This is a genomic window from Pseudomonas fuscovaginae SE-1, from assembly GCF_000364705.1.
Classification (GTDB): Bacteria; Pseudomonadota; Gammaproteobacteria; order Pseudomonadales; family Pseudomonadaceae; genus Aquipseudomonas; species Aquipseudomonas fuscovaginae_A.
This window is the reverse complement of record NZ_AQOH01000101.1, coordinates 13,627-31,204: the sequence shown is the minus strand read 5'-3', so window position 1 is coordinate 31,204 and position 17,578 is coordinate 13,627. Positions and strand designations below refer to the sequence as shown.

The window sequence follows — 17,578 nt, the reverse complement described above, 5'->3', positions numbered from 1 at the left end:
GCCTTCGGTTGGTTCAGTTACACCACTTCTAGGGACACGATCAACGCCTGCAAAAGTTTCGGAACGTTTCATTGATTTCGACCGTCAGAGCGAACGACAACCAGAAACGAAAAAGCCCCGAAGATTCGGGGCTTTGACAGTGTGCAAGATGGCGGAGGCGCAGAGATTCGAACTCTGGGACCTGTTACAGTCGGCAGTTTTCAAGACTGCTGCCTTAAACCACTCGGCCACACCTCCCATGCATTGCGGGCGCCATGATACCGGAATGAAACACACTGTCAAACTCTCGTGATAGCTTGTTACAGAGCCTCTGTTATGATCTTTGCGACTGAACATTTCAAAACCGAAGGAGAGTTTCGCCATGCGCGAACAGGATTACGCCGTTAACAACAGCGTGCAGGCTGAGCAGCTAGAGGTTAGCCGCGTCCTGCGCAACACTTACAGTCTTCTCGCCCTCACCCTGGCCTTCAGCGGTGTGATGGCTTTCATCGCCCAGCAGATGAACGTGCGCTACCCGAACGTCTTCGTGGTGCTGATCGGCTTCTACGGGCTGTTCTTCCTCACCAACAAGCTGCGTGACTCCGTCTGGGGCCTGGTATCGACCTTCGCCCTGACCGGCTTCATGGGCTTCCTGCTCGGCCCGATCCTCAACCGCTACCTGGGCATGCAGGGCGGTGCCGAAGTCGTCAGCTCGGCCTTCGCCATGACCGCCCTGGTGTTCGGTGGCCTGTCGGCCTACGTGCTGGTGACCCGCAAGGACATGAGCTTCCTCAGCGGCTTCATCACCGCCGGTTTCTTCGTCCTGCTCGGTGCCACCCTGGCCAGCCTCTTCTTCCAGATCAGCGGCCTGCAACTGGCGATCAGCGCCGGCTTCGTGCTGTTCTCGTCGGTGTGCATCCTGTTCCAGACCAGCGCCATCATCCATGGCGGCGAGCGTAACTACATCATGGCGACCATCAGCCTGTATGTATCGATCTACAACCTGTTCGTCAGCCTGTTGCAGATCTTCGGCATCATGAGCCGCGACGACTGATCACCCGCATGAGCCAAAAGCCCGCTTCGGCGGGCTTTTTGTTGTCCGCGATTTAGCTTCTTGGGGAGTCTGGCCTTATCATGTCGACAGATTTGCTGACAGAGCCTTCCATGAAGTTTGCCATTGCGCTGTTTTCCCCACCCCACGCGCCCTCCTCCCGGCGTGCCCTGCTGTTCGCCCAGGCGCTGCTCGCCGGCGGGCACGAGATCGTGCGGTTGTTCTTCTATCAGGAGGGTGTGCACAGCGCCTCGGCCAACGTGGTCACCCCACAGGATGAACAGGACCTGCCACGGGAATGGGCGAGCTTCGTCAGCGACAAACAGCTCGACGGCGTGGTCTGCATTGCCGCCGCGCTGCGCCGGGGCGTGTTGAATGCCGAGGAAGCCCAGCGCTACAGCCGTCCGGCGGTAAACCTGAGCGCCGGCTGGGAACTGTCCGGCCTCGGCCAACTGCACGACGCGGTGCAAACCGCCGACCGCCTGATCTGCTTCGGAGGGCCTTGAGATGTCCAAGTCTCTGTTGATTATCAGCCGCCAGGCGCCGTGGTCCGGACCGAGTGCCCGCGAAGCCCTGGATATCGTCCTGGCCGGCGGCGCCTTCGACCTGCCCGTGGGCCTGTTGTTCATGGATGACGGAGTGTTCCAGCTCATGCCGGGGCAAACGGCCAAGGCCGTGCAGCAGAAGGACCTGACCGCCAACCTCAAGGCACTGTCGCTGTTCGGCGTCGAGGACCTGTTTGCCTGCCGCGATAGCCTGGCCGATCGCGGTATTCTCGCCGACCAGGTAGCCAGCGAAGACCTGAACCTGCTGGCGACCGAGGAAATCGTCGCGCTCGTTAATCGTTATGACCAGGTGATCACGCTCTGATGTCGACCTTGCACGTATTGTCCCACTCCCCTTTCACCGACAGCCGTCTGGGCAGTTGCCTGCGCCTGCTGGGTGCCGACGACGCGCTGCTGCTCTGCGGCGATGCGGTGTACGCCCTGCAACCGCGCAGCCTGCCACTGGAAGCCCTGGAAGAGCGCGCTGCCACACTGCGCCTGTTCGCCCTCGACGAGGACCTGCAGGCCCGCGGCCTGGAGTGCCCGAGCTGGGCCACGCGCGTGGACTACCCAGGGTTCGTCGAGTTGTCGGTCCGGCATGACAAGGTCAATACCTGGCTATGAATACCCTGACGGTGAACGGGCGGGACATCGCCCTGGACAAGGACGGTTATCTGGTTGAACTGGGTGACTGGTCGCCCGAAGTGGCCAGCGCTCTCGCCGCCCGTGAGAGCATCGAGCTGAGCCACGAGCACTGGGAAATCCTCGAACTGCTGCGCGGGTTCTATCGGGAATTCGAGCTATCACCGGCCACTCGCCCACTGATCAAGTACACCGCCTCGAAACTGGGCGTGGAAAAGGGCAACAGCCTGCACCTCAACCGCCTGTTCAATGGCACTCCCGCCAAACTGGCCGCCAAGCTGGCAGGCCTGCCCAAGCCGACGAACTGTCTATGACCCATTACACGCCGCTGATCATCGAAACACCCGAGGAACACCCTTTCGCGCAATTCGTGCGCATCCTCGGCAAGGGCAAGCGCGGTGCCCGCGGCCTGAGCCGCGAGGAAGCCCGTGAAGCCATGGGCATGCTGCTCGACGGGAAAGTCGAAGAGGCCCAGCTCGGCGCCTTCCTGATGCTGCTGCGGCACAAGGAGGAAAGCCCGGAAGAGTTGGCCGGCTTCACCGAGGCTCTGCGCGAACGACTGAATGCCCCGCCCCTGCCGGTCGACCTGGACTGGCCGACCTACGCCGGCAAGAAGCGCCACCTGCCCTGGTACCTGCTGGCCGCCAAGTGCCTGGCGCAGAACGGCGTGAAGATCCTGATGCACGGCGGCGGCGCACATACCGCAGGCCGACTGTATACCGAGCAGTTGCTGGAATTCCTGCAGATCCCGCTGTGCCGCAACTGGCAGGCTGTCGAGCAGGCCCTCGCCGCCGGCAACATCGCCTTTGCGCCCCTGGTCGATTGGGCCCCCCGACTGCAACGGATGATCGACCTGCGCAATACCCTCGGCCTGCGCTCGCCGATCCATTCATTGGCCCGCGTCCTCAACCCGCTGGGCGCGCGCTGCGGCCTGCAGAGCATCTTCCACCCCGGTTACCAGGCCGTGCATCGCGAAGCCAGCCGCCTGCTGGGTGATACGGCCATAGTGATCAAGGGCGATGGCGGCGAGATCGAGATCAATCCCGACAGCGCCAGCCACCTGTATGGCACAGCCAACGGCGAGAACTGGGATGAGCAATGGCCGGCACTGTCCGAGCAGCGTCATGTGAAGCCGGCCTCGCTTGAGCCTGAACATCTCAAGGCGATCTGGCGTGGCGAGGTCGAGGACAGCTACCCGCAACTGGCCCTGCTGTCGACCATGGCCTTGGCATTGCGTGGCCTCGGAATGGCTCGCGAGCAGGCCTTCGAGCAGGCCCGGCTTTACTGGGCCGCGCGCGAAAAATCGATTTAATCGATCATTCCACCCCAGGTTTTGCGCTAGTTACTCGAACGATTCTCTTTAGACTGGGCTCCAACGCATCACTGCCAAGGAGTTTTTTCAAATGGGTCTCTTGATCGAAGGCCACTGGCACGACCAGTGGTATGAAAGCAGCAAAGACGGCGCCTTCCAGCGCGAACAGGCGCAGCGCCGTAACTGGGTGACCGCCAATGGCGAAGCTGGCCCCAGCGGCGAAGGTGGCTTTGTCGCCGAGGCCGGCCGCTACCACCTGTATGTGTCCCTGGCCTGCCCCTGGGCCCACCGCACGCTGATCATGCGCAAGCTCAAGGGCCTGGAAAGCCTGATCGACGTGTCGGTGGTCAGTTGGCTGATGCTGGAAAACGGCTGGACCTTCGACAAGAGCCATGGCTCCACCGGTGATCATCTCGACGACCTGGAATTCATGCACCAGCGCTACACCAGCGATACCGCCGACTACACCGGCCGGGTGACCGTACCCGTGCTGTGGGACAAGAAGCTGAAACGCATCGTCAGCAACGAGTCGGCCGAAATCATCCGCATGTTCAACAGTGCATTCAACGGACTGACCGGCAACCCGCTGGACTTCTACCCTGAAGCCTTGCGCTCGACAATCGACGAGTGGAACGAGCGGATCTACCCCGCGGTAAACAACGGCGTGTACCGGGCAGGCTTCGCCACCTCGCAATCGGCTTATGAAACCGCGTTCGACGCACTGTTCGCCGAACTGGACCATCTGGAGCAGCACCTGTCGCGGCATCGCTACCTGGCCGGGGAGTACCTGACCGAGGCGGATGTGCGGCTGTTCACCACGATGATTCGCTTCGATGCGGTGTATCACGGGCACTTCAAGTGCAACCTGCGGCGCATTGCCGACTATCCGAACCTGTCGAATTGGCTGCGTGAAATGTACCAGTGGCCGGGTGTGGCCGAAACGGTGGATTTTGCCCACATCAAGGGGCACTACTACGCCAGTCATCGCACTATCAATCCGACAGGTGTAGTGCCGAAAGGGCCGGAGCAGGATTTCACCCTACCTCATGATCGTGAGCGGCTGGTGGGACACGGGGTACTGGGCGAGTGAGTGGCGAGCGGGCTTGTCCGCGTCGGGGCGCGAAACGGCCTTGAAACCGGCGACCGCATTCTGGCAGATGGAATGCGGTCGCCGGTTTTACGACTTTCGCAGCCGAGCGCAGGCAAGCCTGCTCACCACAAGGGCCTGATCAGACTTGACCCTGGGCGCCTTCGAACCAGGCCAGTTTCTCGCGAAGCTGGACCACTTCGCCGACGATCACCAGGGTTGGCGCATGCACTTCATGCTCCGCCACCAGTTGCGGCAGGTTGGCCAGGGTACCGGTAAAGACCCGCTGGTTCGCCGTGGTGCCCTGCTGGATCAGCGCCGCCGGCGTGTCCGCCGAACGACCGTGCTGGATCAACTGCTCACAGATCACCGGCAGACCGACCAGGCCCATGTAGAACACCACGGTCTGTGCCGGCGCCACGAGGTCGACCCACGGCAGATCGGTGCTGCCATCCTTCAGGTGACCGGTGACGAAACGCACGGACTGCGCGTAGTCACGGTGAGTCAGCGGAATCCCGGCATAGGCCGAGCAACCACTGGCCGCCGTGATGCCCGGCACCACCTGGAACGGAATGCCCTGGGCTGCCAGTTCCTCGATCTCTTCGCCACCCCGGCCGAAAATGAACGGATCACCGCCTTTCAGGCGCACCACCCGCTTGCCCTGCCTGGCCAGTTCCACCAGTTTCTGGTTGATCTGTTCCTGGGGCACGGCATGCTCGGCGCGGCGCTTGCCAACGTAGATACGGTCGGCATCGCGACGGCACAGTTCGAGAATCGCCGGCGCCACCAGACGGTCGTAGAGGACTACGTCCGCCTGTTGCATCAGGCGCAAGGCGCGAAAGGTCAGCAGGTCGGGATCACCCGGCCCCGCGCCCACCAGGTACACCTCGCCCGAGGCACTGGGCGGCGTACCGTTGATCTTTTCCACCAGCAGGCGCTCGGCCTCGGCGCCCTGCCCGGCCAGTTGCCGATCGGCGATCGGCCCCTGGAACACCTCTTCCCAGAAGGCACGACGTTGCTGCACGCCCGGGAACAGCGCCTTGACCTGATGGCGGAAACGCGCCGCCAAGCCGGCCAACTGACCATAGGTCGACGGAATCCAGGTTTCCATCCTGGCCCGGATCAACCGCGCCAGCACCGGGGCATCACCGCCACTGGACACCGCGATCACCAGCGGCGAGCGGTCGACGATGGCCGGAAAGATCACGCTGCACAAGGCCGGCGCATCCACCACGTTGACCGGCACGGCACGCTGATGGGCATCGGCCGAGACCTGGGCATTGAGCGCTTCGTCGTCGGTGGCGGCGATGATCAGCACGCAGCCGTCCAGATCGGACTCGACATAACCGCGCAACAGCATTTCGCCGCCGCTGCCGTCGATCAACTCGCGCAACTGGCTTTCAATCTCGGGCGCAACCACGCGCAGCACCGCACCGGCGTCGGCCAGCAGGCGGGACTTGCGCAAGGCAATCTCGCCGCCGCCGACCACCAGGACACGACGGCCACGCAGGTTGTGAAACAGCGGCAGAAATTCCATTTAGCCGATCACCTCGATGCCGCCCATGTAGGGCTTGAGCACATCCGGCACGCGGATCGAACCATCGGCCTGCTGGTAGTTCTCCAGCACCGCCACCAGGGTCCGGCCCACCGCCAGGCCGGAGCCGTTCAGAGTGTGGACCAGTTCCGGCTTGCCGGTTTCCGCGTTACGGAAACGCGCCTGCATGCGGCGGGCCTGGAAATCGCCACAGTTGGAGCACGAGGAAATTTCGCGGTACTTGTCCTGGCTCGGCACCCAGACTTCCAGGTCGTAGGTCTTCACGGCGCTGAAGCCCATGTCGCCGGTGCACAGGGCCAGCACGCGGTACGGCAGTTGCAGCAGTTGCAGGACCTTCTCGGCGTTGGCGGTCAGACCTTCCAGCGCTTCCATCGACTTCGACGGCTCGACCACCTGGACCATCTCGACCTTGTCGAACTGGTGCTGGCGGATCATGCCGCGTGTGTCACGCCCCGAAGCACCGGCCTCGCTGCGGAAGCACGGGGTGTGGGCGACGAACTTCAACGGCAGTTGCTTCGGATCGAGGATCTCGCCGGCGACGATGTTGGTCAGCGACACTTCGGCGGTCGGGATCAGGTACAGGTCGGCCTCGCCGTCGCGCTTGATCTTGAACAGGTCTTCCTCGAATTTCGGCAGCTGGCTGGTGCCCATCAGGGCCGCAGCCTGTACCAGGTAAGGCGTGTAGGTCTCTTCGTAGCCGTGCTCGCTGGTGTGCAGGTTGATCATGAACTGCGCCAGGGCGCGGTGCAGGCGGGCAATCGGGCCACGCAGCAGGGCGAAACGCGCGCCGGACAGCTTGGCGGCGGTTTCGAAGTCCAGCCAGCCGAACTTCTCGCCCAGGGCAACGTGGTCCTGGATCGGGAAGTCGAAGGTGGTCGGCGTGCCCCAGCGGCGCACTTCGACGTTACCGTCCTCATCGGCCCCGACCGGTACCGATTCGTGGGGCAGGTTGGGGATACCCAGCAGGATCTGGTCCAGCTCGGACTGGATGGCGTCCAGTGCGGCCTTGCCTTCAGTCAGCTCGGTGCCCATGTTTTCGACGCTGGCCATCAGCGGCGCGATGTCTTCACCGCGTTGCTTGGCCTGGCCGATACTCTTGGAAACCGCATTGCGCTCGGCCTGCAATTGTTCGGTGCGGGTCTGCACCACCTTGCGCTGGCTTTCCAGCTCTTCGATGCGGGCAACATCGAGGCTGAAGCCACGGGAGGCCAGACGATCCGCTACGTCCTGGAGGTTGCTACGTAACAGTTTGGAATCGAGCATGTCGGTTTCTCGTTATTCAGAGTTTGGTCAAGGACAGGCCAGCCCAGGTTGCGAGCAGCCCGCCGAATACGCTCAGGGCCGCATAGCCCAGGGCCACAAGCCCCTGCCCGCTTTCCAGCAGGCGAATCGTATCCAGTGAAAAGGATGAAAAGGTGGTCAGGCCGCCAACGAAGCCCACGATCAAACCGGCGCGGATTTCCACCGGGACCTCGGGACGCAGCAAAAACAGGCCGTAGAGCACGCCAATCACCAGGCAGCCCACGATATTAACGGCCAATGTCGCGGTATAGAAGTGTTTCGGCCAATTGGCGTTGATCAGGTTGCCTGCGGCAAAGCGTACCAGGGTGCCGATGACACCGGCGAGGGACACGGCAAGCACGGTGCGGATCACGGTTTTCTCCGTTGTCTCGGACTCTGCCGATCCAGCGCGGCGAGGTGGTTGAGCTTCTCGCCGATCTTCAGCTCCAGCCCGCGCGGGACCGGCTGATAGAACGCCTGCGGCTCCAGTTCCTCGGGGAAATAGTCCTCGCCGGCGGCGTAGGCGTCGGGCTCGTCGTGGGCATAGCGGTATTCCTCGCCATAACCCAACTGCTTCATCAGCCTGGTCGGGGCGTTGCGCAGGTGCAGCGGGACTTCCAGCGAGCCATGTTCGGCGGCGCTGATCATCGCGGCCTTGAAGCCCATGTACACCGCATTGCTCTTCGGCGCGCAGGCCAGGTAGGTGATGGCCTGGGCCACCGCCAGCTCGCCCTCGGGGCTGCCGAGGCGCTCCTGCACGTCCCACGCCGCCAGGCAGAGGCTCAGGGCTCGTGGGTCGGCGTTGCCGATGTCCTCGCTGGCCATGCGCACCACCCGCCGCGCCAGGTACAGCGGGTCGCAGCCACCGTCGAGCATGCGTGCGAACCAGTACAGCGCGGCATCGGGGTTCGAGCCGCGAATCGACTTGTGCAGCGCGGAAATCTGGTCGTAGAAGGCTTCACCGCCCTTGTCGAAGCGCCGACGGGTATCACCGAGCAGGCTCTGCAACAGGTCGACGCCGATTTCGCCGCCGTCCTCGGCCAGGTCCGAAGCGTTCTCCAACAGGTTGAGCAGGCGCCGGCCGTCACCATCAGCCGCCGCCAGCAGCATCTGGAAGCCCTCGTCGCCCAGGCTCAGCTGGCGCTTGCCCAGGCCACGTTCTTCGTTCAGCGCCCGCTGCACCAGCTTGCGCAAGGCGGCCTCGTCGAGACTCTTGAGCACATAGACCCGCGCCCGCGACAGCAGCGCGTTGTTCAATTCGAAGGAAGGGTTCTCGGTGGTCGCGCCGATGAAGATCAGCGTGCCGTCCTCGACATAAGGCAGGAAGGCATCCTGCTGGGACTTGTTGAACCGATGAACCTCGTCGACGAACAGGATGGTGCGCCGGCCATATTGCCCGGCCTGCTGCTTGGCGACTTCCACCGCCTGGCGAATCTCCTTGACCCCGGCCAGCACCGCCGAGACGGTTTCGAAGTGTGCGTCCGAAACCTCCGCCAGCAGCCGCGCCAGGGTGGTCTTGCCGACCCCGGGCGGCCCCCAGAAGATCATCGAGTGTAGCGCGCCCTGCTCCAGGGCTTCGCGCAGCGGCTTGCCCCGAGCCAGCAGGTGCTCCTGGCCAACGTACTCATCCAGGTTGGTCGCCCGCAGACGGGCAGCCAGCGGCTGGGCGATCGGGGCACGGCTGAACAGATCCATGGGCTGCGTTTGAAACCTCTTATTCCTGGATGACGTCAGCACCCTTGGGGATGTCGAACTTGAAGCGGGCCGCATCGATCGGTTCGTTGGCCTTGACCCCGGTGAACAGCAGGTTGGTGCGCTGACCGACGCTGTCGATCAGTTGCATGTCGTTGACCAGACCGTTGCGGAATGACAGACGCAGGCTGTCGAACAGGGTGTCCTTGGTTTTCGGCTTGAGCACGAAGTCGATCACGCCACCGGCTTCCTTGGCGGTGATATCGAAGCTTTCGCTGATCTTCGACACATCACCGGACAGCAGCAGTGCCGGAGTCTGGGTCAGGCGCAGGTCGAGCTTCTTGATGGTCACCTGCTCCAGGTCCGGGTCCCACAGGGTGACCTTCTGGCCATCGGAGATCATGGTCTGCTCCTGCGGCGCGTCGGTGTGCCAGTAGAACAGGCCCGGTCGCTTGAGGGACATCTCACCGGCGGTTTCCTGCAACTGGGTGCCGCTGCCGTCCAGGGTCAGTTGCGAGAAGCGTGCGGTCAGGGTCTGGGATTTTTCCAGCAACTGCGTCAGACGAGCCACGTCCTTCTGGTCGGCATGGGCCGACAGGGTGGTCAAGGCCAGAACCGGCAACAACAGCATGCGAATAACACGCATGGGAGTCCTCATGGAATTCGTTTGAAGGATATGCCGCATGATCGCATGCGGCACGGAATCAGTCGCGCATCGGCCCGGGCGCGATCACTTCGCGCGAACCGTTGGTGTTCATGGCCGTCACCACACCGGCCATCTCCATGGCCTCGATCATCCGGGCGGCCCGGTTGTAACCGATCTTCAGCTTGCGCTGCACCGCGGAAATCGAGGCCCGGCGGCTTTCCAGGACGAACTGTACCGCTTCGTCATACAGGGCGTCGGTCTCGGCATCCTCTTCGCCACCACCGCCGCCACCGCCGTCAAAGCCGCTGCCAGCCTCTTCGACGCCATTGAGGATGTCGTCGTTGTACTCCGGTGCACCGCGCAACTTCCACGCCTCGACCACCCGGTGCACTTCATCGTCGGAGACGAAGGCGCCGTGGACGCGGATCGGCAGGCTGGTGCCCGGCGGCATGTAGAGCATATCGCCATGCCCCAGCAACTGTTCGGCGCCACCCTGGTCGATGATGGTCCGCGAGTCGATCTTGCTCGACACCTGGAACGCCATCCGGGTCGGGATGTTGGCCTTGATCAGGCCGGTGATCACGTCCACCGAAGGACGCTGGGTCGCCAGGATCAGATGGATACCGGCCGCCCGCGCCTTCTGGGCGATACGGGCGATCAGTTCCTCGACCTTCTTGCCGACGATCATCATCATGTCGGCGAATTCGTCGACCACCACCACGATGGTCGGCAGCTTGGTCAGCAGCGGCGCTTCGTCGTGGATGCTTTCGCGGTTGTAAAGCGGGTCCGGGATCGGCTCGCCGCGCTCCTGGGCTTCCTTGATCTTGGCGTTGAAGCCCGACAGGTTGCGCACGCCCATCTTCGCCATCAGCTTGTAGCGCCGCTCCATCTCGGCGACGCTCCAGCGCAGGGCGTTGGCGGCATCCTTCATGTCGGTGACCACCGGGCACAGCAGGTGCGGAATGCCTTCGTAGATCGACAGTTCGAGCATCTTCGGGTCGATCATGATCAGCTTGGCGTCTTCCGGACCGGACTTGAACAGGATCGACAGGATCATCGCGTTGACCCCCACCGACTTGCCGGAACCGGTGGTACCGGCCACCAGCAGGTGCGGCATCTTCGCCAGGTCAGTGATCACCGGCTTGCCGCCGATGTCGTGGCCCAGGGCCAGGGTGACCGGCGACTTGGCGTCGTCGTATTCCGGAGTCGACAGCACTTCGCGGAAACGCACGATCTGCCGGTCTTCGTTGGGAATCTCGATACCCACGGTGGTCTTGCCGGGGATGACTTCCACCACCCGCACGCTGGTCACCGCCAGCGAACGCGCCAGGTCCTTCGCCAGGTTGGCGATGCGGCTGACCTTCACGCCGGCTGCCGGCTGGATTTCGTAACGTGTGATGACCGGGCCAGGATGGATCGAGTCCACCGACACCTCGACACCGAACTCCTTGAGCTTGATTTCCAGCAGGTGGCCGACCGCCGCCAGGGATTCGGGGGAATGGTTGAGCTGCTTTTTCGCGGCCTCGTCGAGAATGGAGATCGGCGGCAAGGTACCTTCGACCGCGCTGTCGACGAACAACGGCGCCTGCTTTTCCTTCTCCACCCGCTTGCTCGGCTGCGGCGGCTTGGCCGGCGCTGGCATGATCACCGGGGGGATCTGCTTCTCGCGCTCGGACATATGCTTGCTCAGGGCCTGCTCCCGCTCAATCAGGCGCTCCTTGACCTTGGCCTGCTCACGCTTGTCGGGAACGGCCGGGGCTACCACTTCATGGACGCGGTCGTCCACCTCGCGCAGTTGCGCCACCAGTTGCTTGCGTTCGGTACGGGCCGCCCACCAACGGTTCAGCGCGCCCTGGACCAGTTCGAACAGGTCCAGGGTGATCTTGCCGGTGACATCCATCACCTTGAACCAGGACAGGTCGGTAAATACTGTCAGGCCGAACAGGAACAGCGCGATGAACAACAGGGTGCTGCCCTGGATGTTCAGGGCGTTGCGCGCCAGGTCGCCGAGGCTCTCGCCCAGCGCGCCGCCGGCGCCCGCTGGCAGACCGGTCGGCGAATGGAAATGGATATGCGCCAGGGCCGCGCCCGACAGCACCAGGAACACCAGACCGATCAGGCGCCAGGAGAACAGCCAGCCACTCCATTGCCAAGGCTCATGGCGCTGACGAAAGATCTGGTAAGTCTTGATCGCCAGCAACAACGGAAATACATAGGCGAAGTAACCCAGCACCATGAACAGGATATCGGCGCTGTAGGAACCGGCCGGTCCGCCGAAGTTCTGCACATCGTCGATCTTGCTGTTATGACTCCAGCCCGGATCATCCTTGCCATAAGTCAGCAAGGCCATCATCAGGAACAGGCACAAGGCGCCGATGGCAATCAGCGCACCTTCCTTGAGGCGATAATGCAGTTGCTGGCGCCAAAGTGGCACCACTGCTTTAGGCGGTGTTGCGGTGGATTTCTTCAAAACGCGTCTTTTCCTGCGCCCGAGGCGCGCCCAGCTGTTGATTGACGACAAAATACTGCCCAGTCGGGGCAGGTGAACAGTTATCCGGCGAAACCGCGGCTGTTTTAATTATCAGCCCTTCATTATGGGTATTCGCCAACCCGGAAACTATCATCGTTACATGATGGACATTGTACGGGTTTGCGCGCCCGATGCCACGCCGTTGCCTCCTGGGTGTAGCATAGCCAACAGCGCTGTTCATGCCGTTCAATTTGAGCATGCATTCTCTTTTGTGACAAAGGCTTATGAGGTGTTTTCATGAATGAAGCCAAGCATTCGCGCCTGATCATCCCGGGCTCCGGAGCCGCCGGTTACAGCGACGCCGTGTACGCCGCCCGTGCCAACCTCAAGCCTGTCCTCATCACCCGCCTGCAAGCCGGCGGTCGGTTGACCACCACAGAAGTCGACAATTGGCCAGGCGATGTCGAGGGCCTGACCGGGCCGGTCCTGATGAAACGCATGCAGAAACACGCCGAACGCTTCGACACCCAGATCGTCTACGACCATATTCATGCGGCAGAGTTGCAACAGCGGCCATTGATTCTCAAGGGTGTCTCGGCCCGCGCCACCTGCGATGGCTTTCTCTATCGCAACCAGGTGTTCGCCGCCGGCGATGGGGCCGATCACGTGTATCGCCAGGCCATTGCTTCAGCAGGCGCAGACTGCATGGCGGTACTGGATGCCGAGCAGTGTCTGGACGACAACTGACAATACCCGACGCAACGCAATCCCGTGGGAGCCGGCTCCCACAGGGATCGCACTGCCCGCCCCTTCCCCTTCAAACCAAGAATCGCCATGCTGACCTGGTTACAACGCGACAACCTGAACTTCCCACCGCTGGCCAAGGCCATGCGCGAACCCAACGGCCTGCTGGCCGCCGGTGGCGACCTGTCCGCCGAACGCCTGGTCCAGGCCTACCGCCATGGCTGTTTCCCGTGGTTTTCCGAAGGCCAACCGATCCTCTGGTGGTCGCCCGACCCACGCACCGTGCTGTTTCCCGGCGAACTGCACATTTCCCGCAGCCTGGCCAAGCTGTTGCGCCAGCAGCGCTACCAGGTCACCTTCGATCGTGACTTCGCCGCTGTAATCAGCGCCTGCGCGGCACCACGGGACTATGCCGATGGCACCTGGATCACCGAGGCGATGCAGAACGCCTACCTGCAACTGCACGAACGCGGGTTTGCCCATTCGGTGGAGGTCTGGGACCAGGACGAGTTGATCGGCGGCCTCTATGGCCTGGCGATGGGCCAGCTGTTTTTCGGCGAATCCATGTTCAGCCGTGCCGACAATGCTTCCAAAGTCGGCTTCGCCACCCTGGTCAGCCACCTCAAGGAGGCGGGTTTCGTCCTGATCGACTGTCAGATGCCCACCCACCACCTGCACAGCTTCGGTGCCCGGGCGATTCCACGCAGCGAATTCGCCCGGTACCTGCAGGAGCACCTGGACCAACCCAACGGTGCATCGTGGCAGGCACCGTCGTAGACCCGGAAAGCCGGAAAATCACACGACAATCAAGTAACCTTCATACAGCGCCTAGGCGTGTTTTCCCAGGCTGGCTTACACTTGATTCAATGCAATTCAAAGCTTAAACCGAGGGTTGATCATGACCGAGCTGGCGCGTTTGAAGTTTTATGCCACTCAACCCCACTCTTGCAGCTATCTGCCCGAGGAGCAGGCGACCACGCTGTTCCTCGATCCCAGCCAGCCCATGGACGTGCATGTCTACGCAGACCTGTCGGAAATGGGTTTTCGTCGTAGCGGCGACCACCTTTATCGGCCCCACTGCCAGAACTGCAACGCCTGCGTACCGGCGCGTATCCCGGCGTCGCAGTTCCTGCCCAACCGCCAGCAGAAACGCATTCTCAAGCGCAACATGGACCTGGAAGTTCGTGCCGCCAAGCCGCAGTTCAGCGAAGAATATTTCGACCTGTACCGCCGCTACATCGAGCAACGCCATGCCGATGGCGACATGTACCCGCCCAGTCGGGACCAGTTCTCGACCTTCCTGGTACGCGACCTGCCCTTCTCCCGGTTCTACGAGTTCCGCCTGCAGGGGCGACTGGTCGGAGTGGCCGTAACCGACCTGCTGCCCAACGGCCTGTCGGCGGTGTACACTTTCTACGAACCGGAGGAAGAACGTCGCAGCCTGGGGCGCTACGCTATCCTCTGGCAGATTGGCGAAACCCTGCGCCTGGGCCTGGATGCGGTCTATCTGGGGTACTGGATCAAGAACTGCAAGAAGATGAACTACAAGACCCAGTACCGGCCAATCGAACTGCTGATCAATCAGCGCTGGGTCACACTCAACTGAGTACATCCCCGGCCAAAACCCCCTCCATTCCAATGGCAAAGCACACTGGAATCGGCCGGTTATTTTCGCTCGAAAGCACTAACCTCTTGGCGTGAAGGTGCTTTTTCGGGCACAATGCACGCCGCTTTTGCCTGGCGCAGTTGCACCGGGCCATTCACTGGACACCGAGGGCTTTACTGCATGTCGAAAGAAGACAGCTTCGAAATGGAAGGCACTGTCGTCGACACCCTGCCAAACACCATGTTTCGCGTGGAATTGGAAAATGGGCACGTCGTAACCGCGCATATCTCCGGCAAGATGCGCAAGAACTACATTCGTATTCTTACCGGTGACAAAGTGCGCGTCGAGCTGACGCCCTACGACTTGAGCAAAGGGCGCATCACCTACCGCGCTCGCTAATCAGGTCGATACAAGACGCCCGGCAGTGCCGGGCGTTTTTGTTTGCGCGGATTGGGATGGCGGCCAGCCCTTGAAAGTAATGTCGCTGTCACTGACGTCTTCGCGGGCAAGCCCGGCTCCTACAGGAATGTGTCGTACGCGAGCGCGGGCACGACGATGAACCGTAGGAGCCGGGCTTGCCCGCGAAGAGGCCGACACAAGCCACACCCGACAAACACCCAACACAAACAAAAACGCCCGGCATCGCCGGGCGTTTTTGCATCACCGCCTTACATCAGGCCATTTCGGCCGTGGTCTCGAAGTCGAAGGTCAGCTCGCCATCCTTGATGTCGATGTGCACCACACCGCCATGCTCGGACAACTCGCCAAACAGGATCTCCTCGGCCAACGGACGCTTGATCTTGTCCTGGATCAGGCGCGCCATCGGACGTGCCCCCATGGCCGAATCGTAGCCCCCCTCGGCCAGCCAGCTGCGGGCCGCGTCGGTGACCTCCAACTGGACGCGTTTATCTTCCAACTGCGCCTGCAGTTCGGTAAGGAACTTGTCCACCACGCTCTTGATGACTTCGTGGCTGAGGCGACCGAACTGGATGATGGTGTCCAGACGGTTGCGGAACTCCGGCGTGAAGCTCTTCTTGATCACTTCCATGGCATCGGACGAGTGGTCCTGGTGAGTGAAGCCGATGGACGCCCGCGCCGCCGTTTCGGCACCGGCGTTGGTGGTCATGATCAGGATCACGTTGCGGAAGTCGGCCTTGCGCCCGTTGTTGTCGGTCAGGGTACCGTGATCCATGACCTGCAGCAGCAGGTTGAAGACTTCCGGGTGAGCCTTCTCGATTTCGTCGAGCAGCAGTACGCAGTGCGGCTGCTTGGTGATGGCCTCGGTCAACAGGCCGCCCTGGTCGAAACCGACATAACCCGGAGGCGCACCGATCAGACGCGACACGGTGTGACGCTCCATGTACTCGGACATGTCGAAACGCACCAGCTCGATACCCATCGCCTTGGCCAGTTGCCGCGCCGCCTCGGTCTTGCCGACGCCGGTGGGACCTGCGAACAGGAACGAACCAACCGGCTTGTCCGGCGACTTCAGCCCGGCACGGGACAACTTGATGGCGGTCGACAGCGAGTCGATGGCCGCATCCTGACCGAACACGGTGAGCTTGAGGTCGCGCTCGAGATTGCGCAGCAGCTCCTTGTCGGAACTGGTGACGTGCTTCGGCGGAATCCGCGCGATCTTCGCGACGATATCCTCGACCTGCGGCACATCGATGCGCTTGACGCGCTTGTCGGCCGGCTGCAGGCGCTGGAAGGCGCCCGCCTCGTCGATCACGTCGATGGCCTTGTCCGGCATATGCCGGTCATTGATGTAGCGCGAGGCCAGCTCGGCCGCCGCACGGAGCGCCTCTTCGCTGTATTCGATATTGTGGTGCTGCTCGAAACGCCCTTTCAGGCCGCGCAGGATACCGATGGTGTCCTCGACCGAAGGCTCGGTCACATCGACCTTCTGGAAACGCCGCGCCAGCGCACGATCCTTCTCGAAGATGCCACGGAACTCCTGGAAGGTGGTCGAACCGATGCAACGGATATCGCCCGAGGAGAGCAGCGGCTTGAGCAGGTTCGAGGCATCCATGACGCCGCCGGAAGCCGCACCGGCACCGATGATGGTGTGGATCTCGTCGATGAACAGGATCGCCTGCGGACGTTTTTTCAGCTCGCCGAGCAAGGCCTTGAAACGCTTCTCGAAGTCGCCGCGGTACTTGGTGCCGGCCAGCAGCGCACCCAGGTCGAGGGAGTAGACCACGCTGCTCGCCAGCAGGTCCGGCACCTGATTGTCGACGATGCGCTTGGCCAGACCTTCGGCGATCGCGGTCTTGCCGACGCCCGCCTCGCCGACCAGCAACGGATTGTTCTTGCGCCGCCGGGCGAGGATCTGCGCCACGCGCTCGACCTCGTGCTCGCGCCCGACCAGTGGATCGATACGCCCCTGGCGCGCCAGCTCGTTGAGGTTGCTGGCATACGCGTCCAGCGGGTTGCCCGAAGATGAAGACTCACCGCCCTCTTCGTCCTGCATATCCTGCTCGCTTTCGGAGTGATCGCCATGCCCCGGCACCTTGGAGATGCCATGGGCGATGTAGTTGACGACATCGATACGCGCAACGCTTTGCTGCTTGAGCAGGAACACCGCCTGGCTTTCCTGCTCGCTGAAGATCGCGACGAGCACATTGGCCCCCGTCACCTCACGCTTGCCGGAGCTCTGCACATGGAACACGGCACGCTGCAGCACACGCTGGAAGCCCAGGGTCGGCTGGGTCTCGCGATCTTCGTCATGCACGGGGATCAACGGCGTGGTGGAGTCGATGAACTCCTGCAGGTCGTGCTTGAGTTTGTCGAGGTTCGCACCGCAGGCCCGTAGAACGGTGGCGGCGGCCTCGTTGTCCAAAAGGGCCAGCAAAAGGTGCTCGACCGTCATGAATTCATGACGCTTCGAACGAGCCTCCTTGAAGGCAAGATTGAGGGTGACTTCGAGCTCGCGGTTTAACATGGTTCACCTCATACCCAACTGGTC

At 62.3% G+C, this 17,578-nt stretch carries 18 protein-coding genes, 1 tRNA gene and 1 pseudogene; 11 read left to right on the top strand and 9 right to left on the bottom strand.

What is annotated here, in order from left to right; genetic code table 11:
- Positions 1-149 precede the first annotated feature (149 nt).
- Positions 150-237 (bottom strand) — tRNA-Ser (locus K675_RS0111490).
- Positions 238-361: 124 nt separating this feature from the next.
- Here K675_RS0111490 and K675_RS0111485 point away from each other — a divergent pair.
- The 7 genes from K675_RS0111485 to K675_RS0111455 all read left to right on the top strand — a co-directional run bounded on the left by K675_RS0111485 (position 362) and on the right by K675_RS0111455 (position 4,619).
- Positions 362-1,033 carry a Bax inhibitor-1/YccA family protein gene (locus K675_RS0111485; protein WP_017903668.1) on the top strand — a complete coding sequence of 224 codons (672 nt, stop codon included), beginning with the start codon at positions 362-364 and terminating at the stop codon, positions 1,031-1,033.
- A gap of 110 nt (positions 1,034-1,143) precedes the next feature.
- Positions 1,144-1,536: a sulfurtransferase complex subunit TusD gene (tusD, locus tag K675_RS0111480; protein WP_017903667.1), complete on the top strand. Its 393-nt coding sequence runs from the start codon at positions 1,144-1,146 to the stop codon at positions 1,534-1,536.
- Position 1,537: 1 nt separating this feature from the next.
- Entirely contained in the window at positions 1,538-1,900 is a 363-nt protein-coding gene (gene tusC / locus K675_RS0111475) for a sulfurtransferase complex subunit TusC (RefSeq protein ID WP_017903666.1), read from the top strand.
- Entirely contained in the window at positions 1,900-2,199 is a 300-nt protein-coding gene (gene tusB, locus K675_RS0111470) for a sulfurtransferase complex subunit TusB (RefSeq protein WP_017903665.1), read from the top strand. The genes tusC and tusB overlap by 1 nt, the downstream gene beginning before the upstream one ends.
- Positions 2,196-2,531 carry a TusE/DsrC/DsvC family sulfur relay protein gene (locus tag K675_RS0111465; protein WP_017903664.1) on the top strand — a complete coding sequence of 112 codons (336 nt, stop codon included), beginning with the start codon at positions 2,196-2,198 and terminating at the stop codon, positions 2,529-2,531. Before tusB ends, K675_RS0111465 begins: the two co-directional genes overlap by 4 nt.
- Positions 2,528-3,529, top strand: coding sequence for a glycosyl transferase family protein (locus K675_RS0111460; RefSeq protein ID WP_017903663.1), 1,002 nt, complete (start codon positions 2,528-2,530; stop codon positions 3,527-3,529). Before K675_RS0111465 ends, K675_RS0111460 begins: the two co-directional genes overlap by 4 nt.
- A gap of 91 nt (positions 3,530-3,620) precedes the next feature.
- Positions 3,621-4,619 carry a glutathione S-transferase family protein gene (locus tag K675_RS0111455; protein WP_017903662.1) on the top strand — a complete coding sequence of 333 codons (999 nt, stop codon included), beginning with the start codon at positions 3,621-3,623 and terminating at the stop codon, positions 4,617-4,619.
- Positions 4,620-4,758: 139 nt separating this feature from the next.
- On the opposite strand, the gene cysG is transcribed toward K675_RS0111455, so the two are convergent.
- Genes cysG through K675_RS32985 form a run of 7 tightly spaced genes read right to left on the bottom strand, consistent with a single transcriptional unit; the run spans position 4,759 to position 12,519 of the window.
- Positions 4,759-6,153: a siroheme synthase CysG gene (gene cysG, locus K675_RS0111450; protein ID WP_017903661.1), complete on the bottom strand. Its 1,395-nt coding sequence runs from the start codon at positions 6,151-6,153 to the stop codon at positions 4,759-4,761.
- Positions 6,154-7,434, bottom strand: coding sequence for a serine--tRNA ligase (gene serS / locus K675_RS0111445; protein WP_017903660.1), 1,281 nt, complete (start codon positions 7,432-7,434; stop codon positions 6,154-6,156).
- 16 nt (positions 7,435-7,450) lie between these two features.
- Complete coding sequence (crcB, locus tag K675_RS0111440) at positions 7,451-7,825, bottom strand: fluoride efflux transporter CrcB (protein WP_017903659.1); 375 nt, start codon at positions 7,823-7,825, stop codon at positions 7,451-7,453.
- The gene (locus K675_RS0111435; RefSeq protein WP_017903658.1) at positions 7,822-9,147 is read right to left on the bottom strand and encodes a replication-associated recombination protein A; all 1,326 of its coding nucleotides are present in this window, start codon (positions 9,145-9,147) and stop codon (positions 7,822-7,824) included. The genes crcB and K675_RS0111435 overlap by 4 nt, the downstream gene beginning before the upstream one ends.
- A gap of 19 nt (positions 9,148-9,166) precedes the next feature.
- Positions 9,167-9,790 carry an outer membrane lipoprotein chaperone LolA gene (lolA, locus tag K675_RS0111430; RefSeq protein WP_017903657.1) on the bottom strand — a complete coding sequence of 208 codons (624 nt, stop codon included), beginning with the start codon at positions 9,788-9,790 and terminating at the stop codon, positions 9,167-9,169.
- Between the two features lie 58 nt (positions 9,791-9,848).
- The gene (locus K675_RS0111425; RefSeq protein ID WP_026145110.1) at positions 9,849-12,260 is read right to left on the bottom strand and encodes a DNA translocase FtsK; all 2,412 of its coding nucleotides are present in this window, start codon (positions 12,258-12,260) and stop codon (positions 9,849-9,851) included.
- Complete coding sequence (locus K675_RS32985) at positions 12,232-12,519, bottom strand: hypothetical protein (RefSeq protein ID WP_157383929.1); 288 nt, start codon at positions 12,517-12,519, stop codon at positions 12,232-12,234. The genes K675_RS0111425 and K675_RS32985 overlap by 29 nt, the downstream gene beginning before the upstream one ends.
- Before the next feature lie 38 nt (positions 12,520-12,557).
- On the opposite strand from K675_RS32985, the pseudogene K675_RS0111420 reads away from it, so the two are divergent.
- The 4 genes and pseudogenes from K675_RS0111420 to infA all read left to right on the top strand — a co-directional run.
- Positions 12,558-12,944: pseudogene (locus tag K675_RS0111420) on the top strand (thioredoxin-disulfide reductase); the annotation flags it as partial.
- A gap of 150 nt (positions 12,945-13,094) precedes the next feature.
- Positions 13,095-13,781: a leucyl/phenylalanyl-tRNA--protein transferase gene (aat, locus tag K675_RS0111415; protein ID WP_017903654.1), complete on the top strand. Its 687-nt coding sequence runs from the start codon at positions 13,095-13,097 to the stop codon at positions 13,779-13,781.
- A gap of 121 nt (positions 13,782-13,902) precedes the next feature.
- A complete protein-coding gene (locus tag K675_RS0111410) occupies positions 13,903-14,610 on the top strand; it encodes an arginyltransferase (RefSeq protein WP_017903653.1) in 708 nt (235 codons plus the stop codon).
- A 180-nt stretch (positions 14,611-14,790) separates the two neighbouring features.
- Entirely contained in the window at positions 14,791-15,009 is a 219-nt protein-coding gene (gene infA / locus K675_RS0111405; RefSeq protein ID WP_002553999.1) for a translation initiation factor IF-1, read from the top strand.
- A 274-nt stretch (positions 15,010-15,283) separates the two neighbouring features.
- Here the strand turns inward: infA and clpA are convergent, their stop codons facing one another.
- On the bottom strand, positions 15,284-17,554 hold the full coding sequence (gene clpA, locus K675_RS0111400) for an ATP-dependent Clp protease ATP-binding subunit ClpA (protein WP_017903652.1): 2,271 nt from the start codon (positions 17,552-17,554) through the stop codon (positions 15,284-15,286).
- Positions 17,555-17,578: the final 24 nt, after the last annotated feature.

What these genes read in the sequence shown, in the direction of transcription:
- K675_RS0111465 (WP_017903664.1), top strand. Translation starts at nt 2,196, where the DNA reads ATGAATACCCTGACGGTGAACGGGCGGGACATCGCCCTGGACAAGGAC.
- K675_RS0111435 (WP_017903658.1), bottom strand. Translation starts at nt 9,147, where the DNA reads ATGGATCTGTTCAGCCGTGCCCCGATCGCCCAGCCGCTGGCTGCCCGT.
- infA (WP_002553999.1), top strand. Translation starts at nt 14,791, where the DNA reads ATGTCGAAAGAAGACAGCTTCGAAATGGAAGGCACTGTCGTCGACACC.
- tusB (WP_017903665.1), top strand. Translation starts at nt 1,900, where the DNA reads ATGTCGACCTTGCACGTATTGTCCCACTCCCCTTTCACCGACAGCCGT.
- tusD (WP_017903667.1), top strand. Translation starts at nt 1,144, where the DNA reads ATGAAGTTTGCCATTGCGCTGTTTTCCCCACCCCACGCGCCCTCCTCC.
- clpA (WP_017903652.1), bottom strand. Translation starts at nt 17,554, where the DNA reads ATGTTAAACCGCGAGCTCGAAGTCACCCTCAATCTTGCCTTCAAGGAG.
- K675_RS0111455 (WP_017903662.1), top strand. Translation starts at nt 3,621, where the DNA reads ATGGGTCTCTTGATCGAAGGCCACTGGCACGACCAGTGGTATGAAAGC.
- aat (WP_017903654.1), top strand. Translation starts at nt 13,095, where the DNA reads ATGCTGACCTGGTTACAACGCGACAACCTGAACTTCCCACCGCTGGCC.
- cysG (WP_017903661.1), bottom strand. Translation starts at nt 6,153, where the DNA reads ATGGAATTTCTGCCGCTGTTTCACAACCTGCGTGGCCGTCGTGTCCTG.
- serS (WP_017903660.1), bottom strand. Translation starts at nt 7,434, where the DNA reads ATGCTCGATTCCAAACTGTTACGTAGCAACCTCCAGGACGTAGCGGAT.
- K675_RS0111485 (WP_017903668.1), top strand. Translation starts at nt 362, where the DNA reads ATGCGCGAACAGGATTACGCCGTTAACAACAGCGTGCAGGCTGAGCAG.
- K675_RS32985 (WP_157383929.1), bottom strand. Translation starts at nt 12,519, where the DNA reads ATGCTCAAATTGAACGGCATGAACAGCGCTGTTGGCTATGCTACACCC.
- tusC (WP_017903666.1), top strand. Translation starts at nt 1,538, where the DNA reads ATGTCCAAGTCTCTGTTGATTATCAGCCGCCAGGCGCCGTGGTCCGGA.
- lolA (WP_017903657.1), bottom strand. Translation starts at nt 9,790, where the DNA reads ATGCGTGTTATTCGCATGCTGTTGTTGCCGGTTCTGGCCTTGACCACC.
- K675_RS0111410 (WP_017903653.1), top strand. Translation starts at nt 13,903, where the DNA reads ATGACCGAGCTGGCGCGTTTGAAGTTTTATGCCACTCAACCCCACTCT.
- K675_RS0111460 (WP_017903663.1), top strand. Translation starts at nt 2,528, where the DNA reads ATGACCCATTACACGCCGCTGATCATCGAAACACCCGAGGAACACCCT.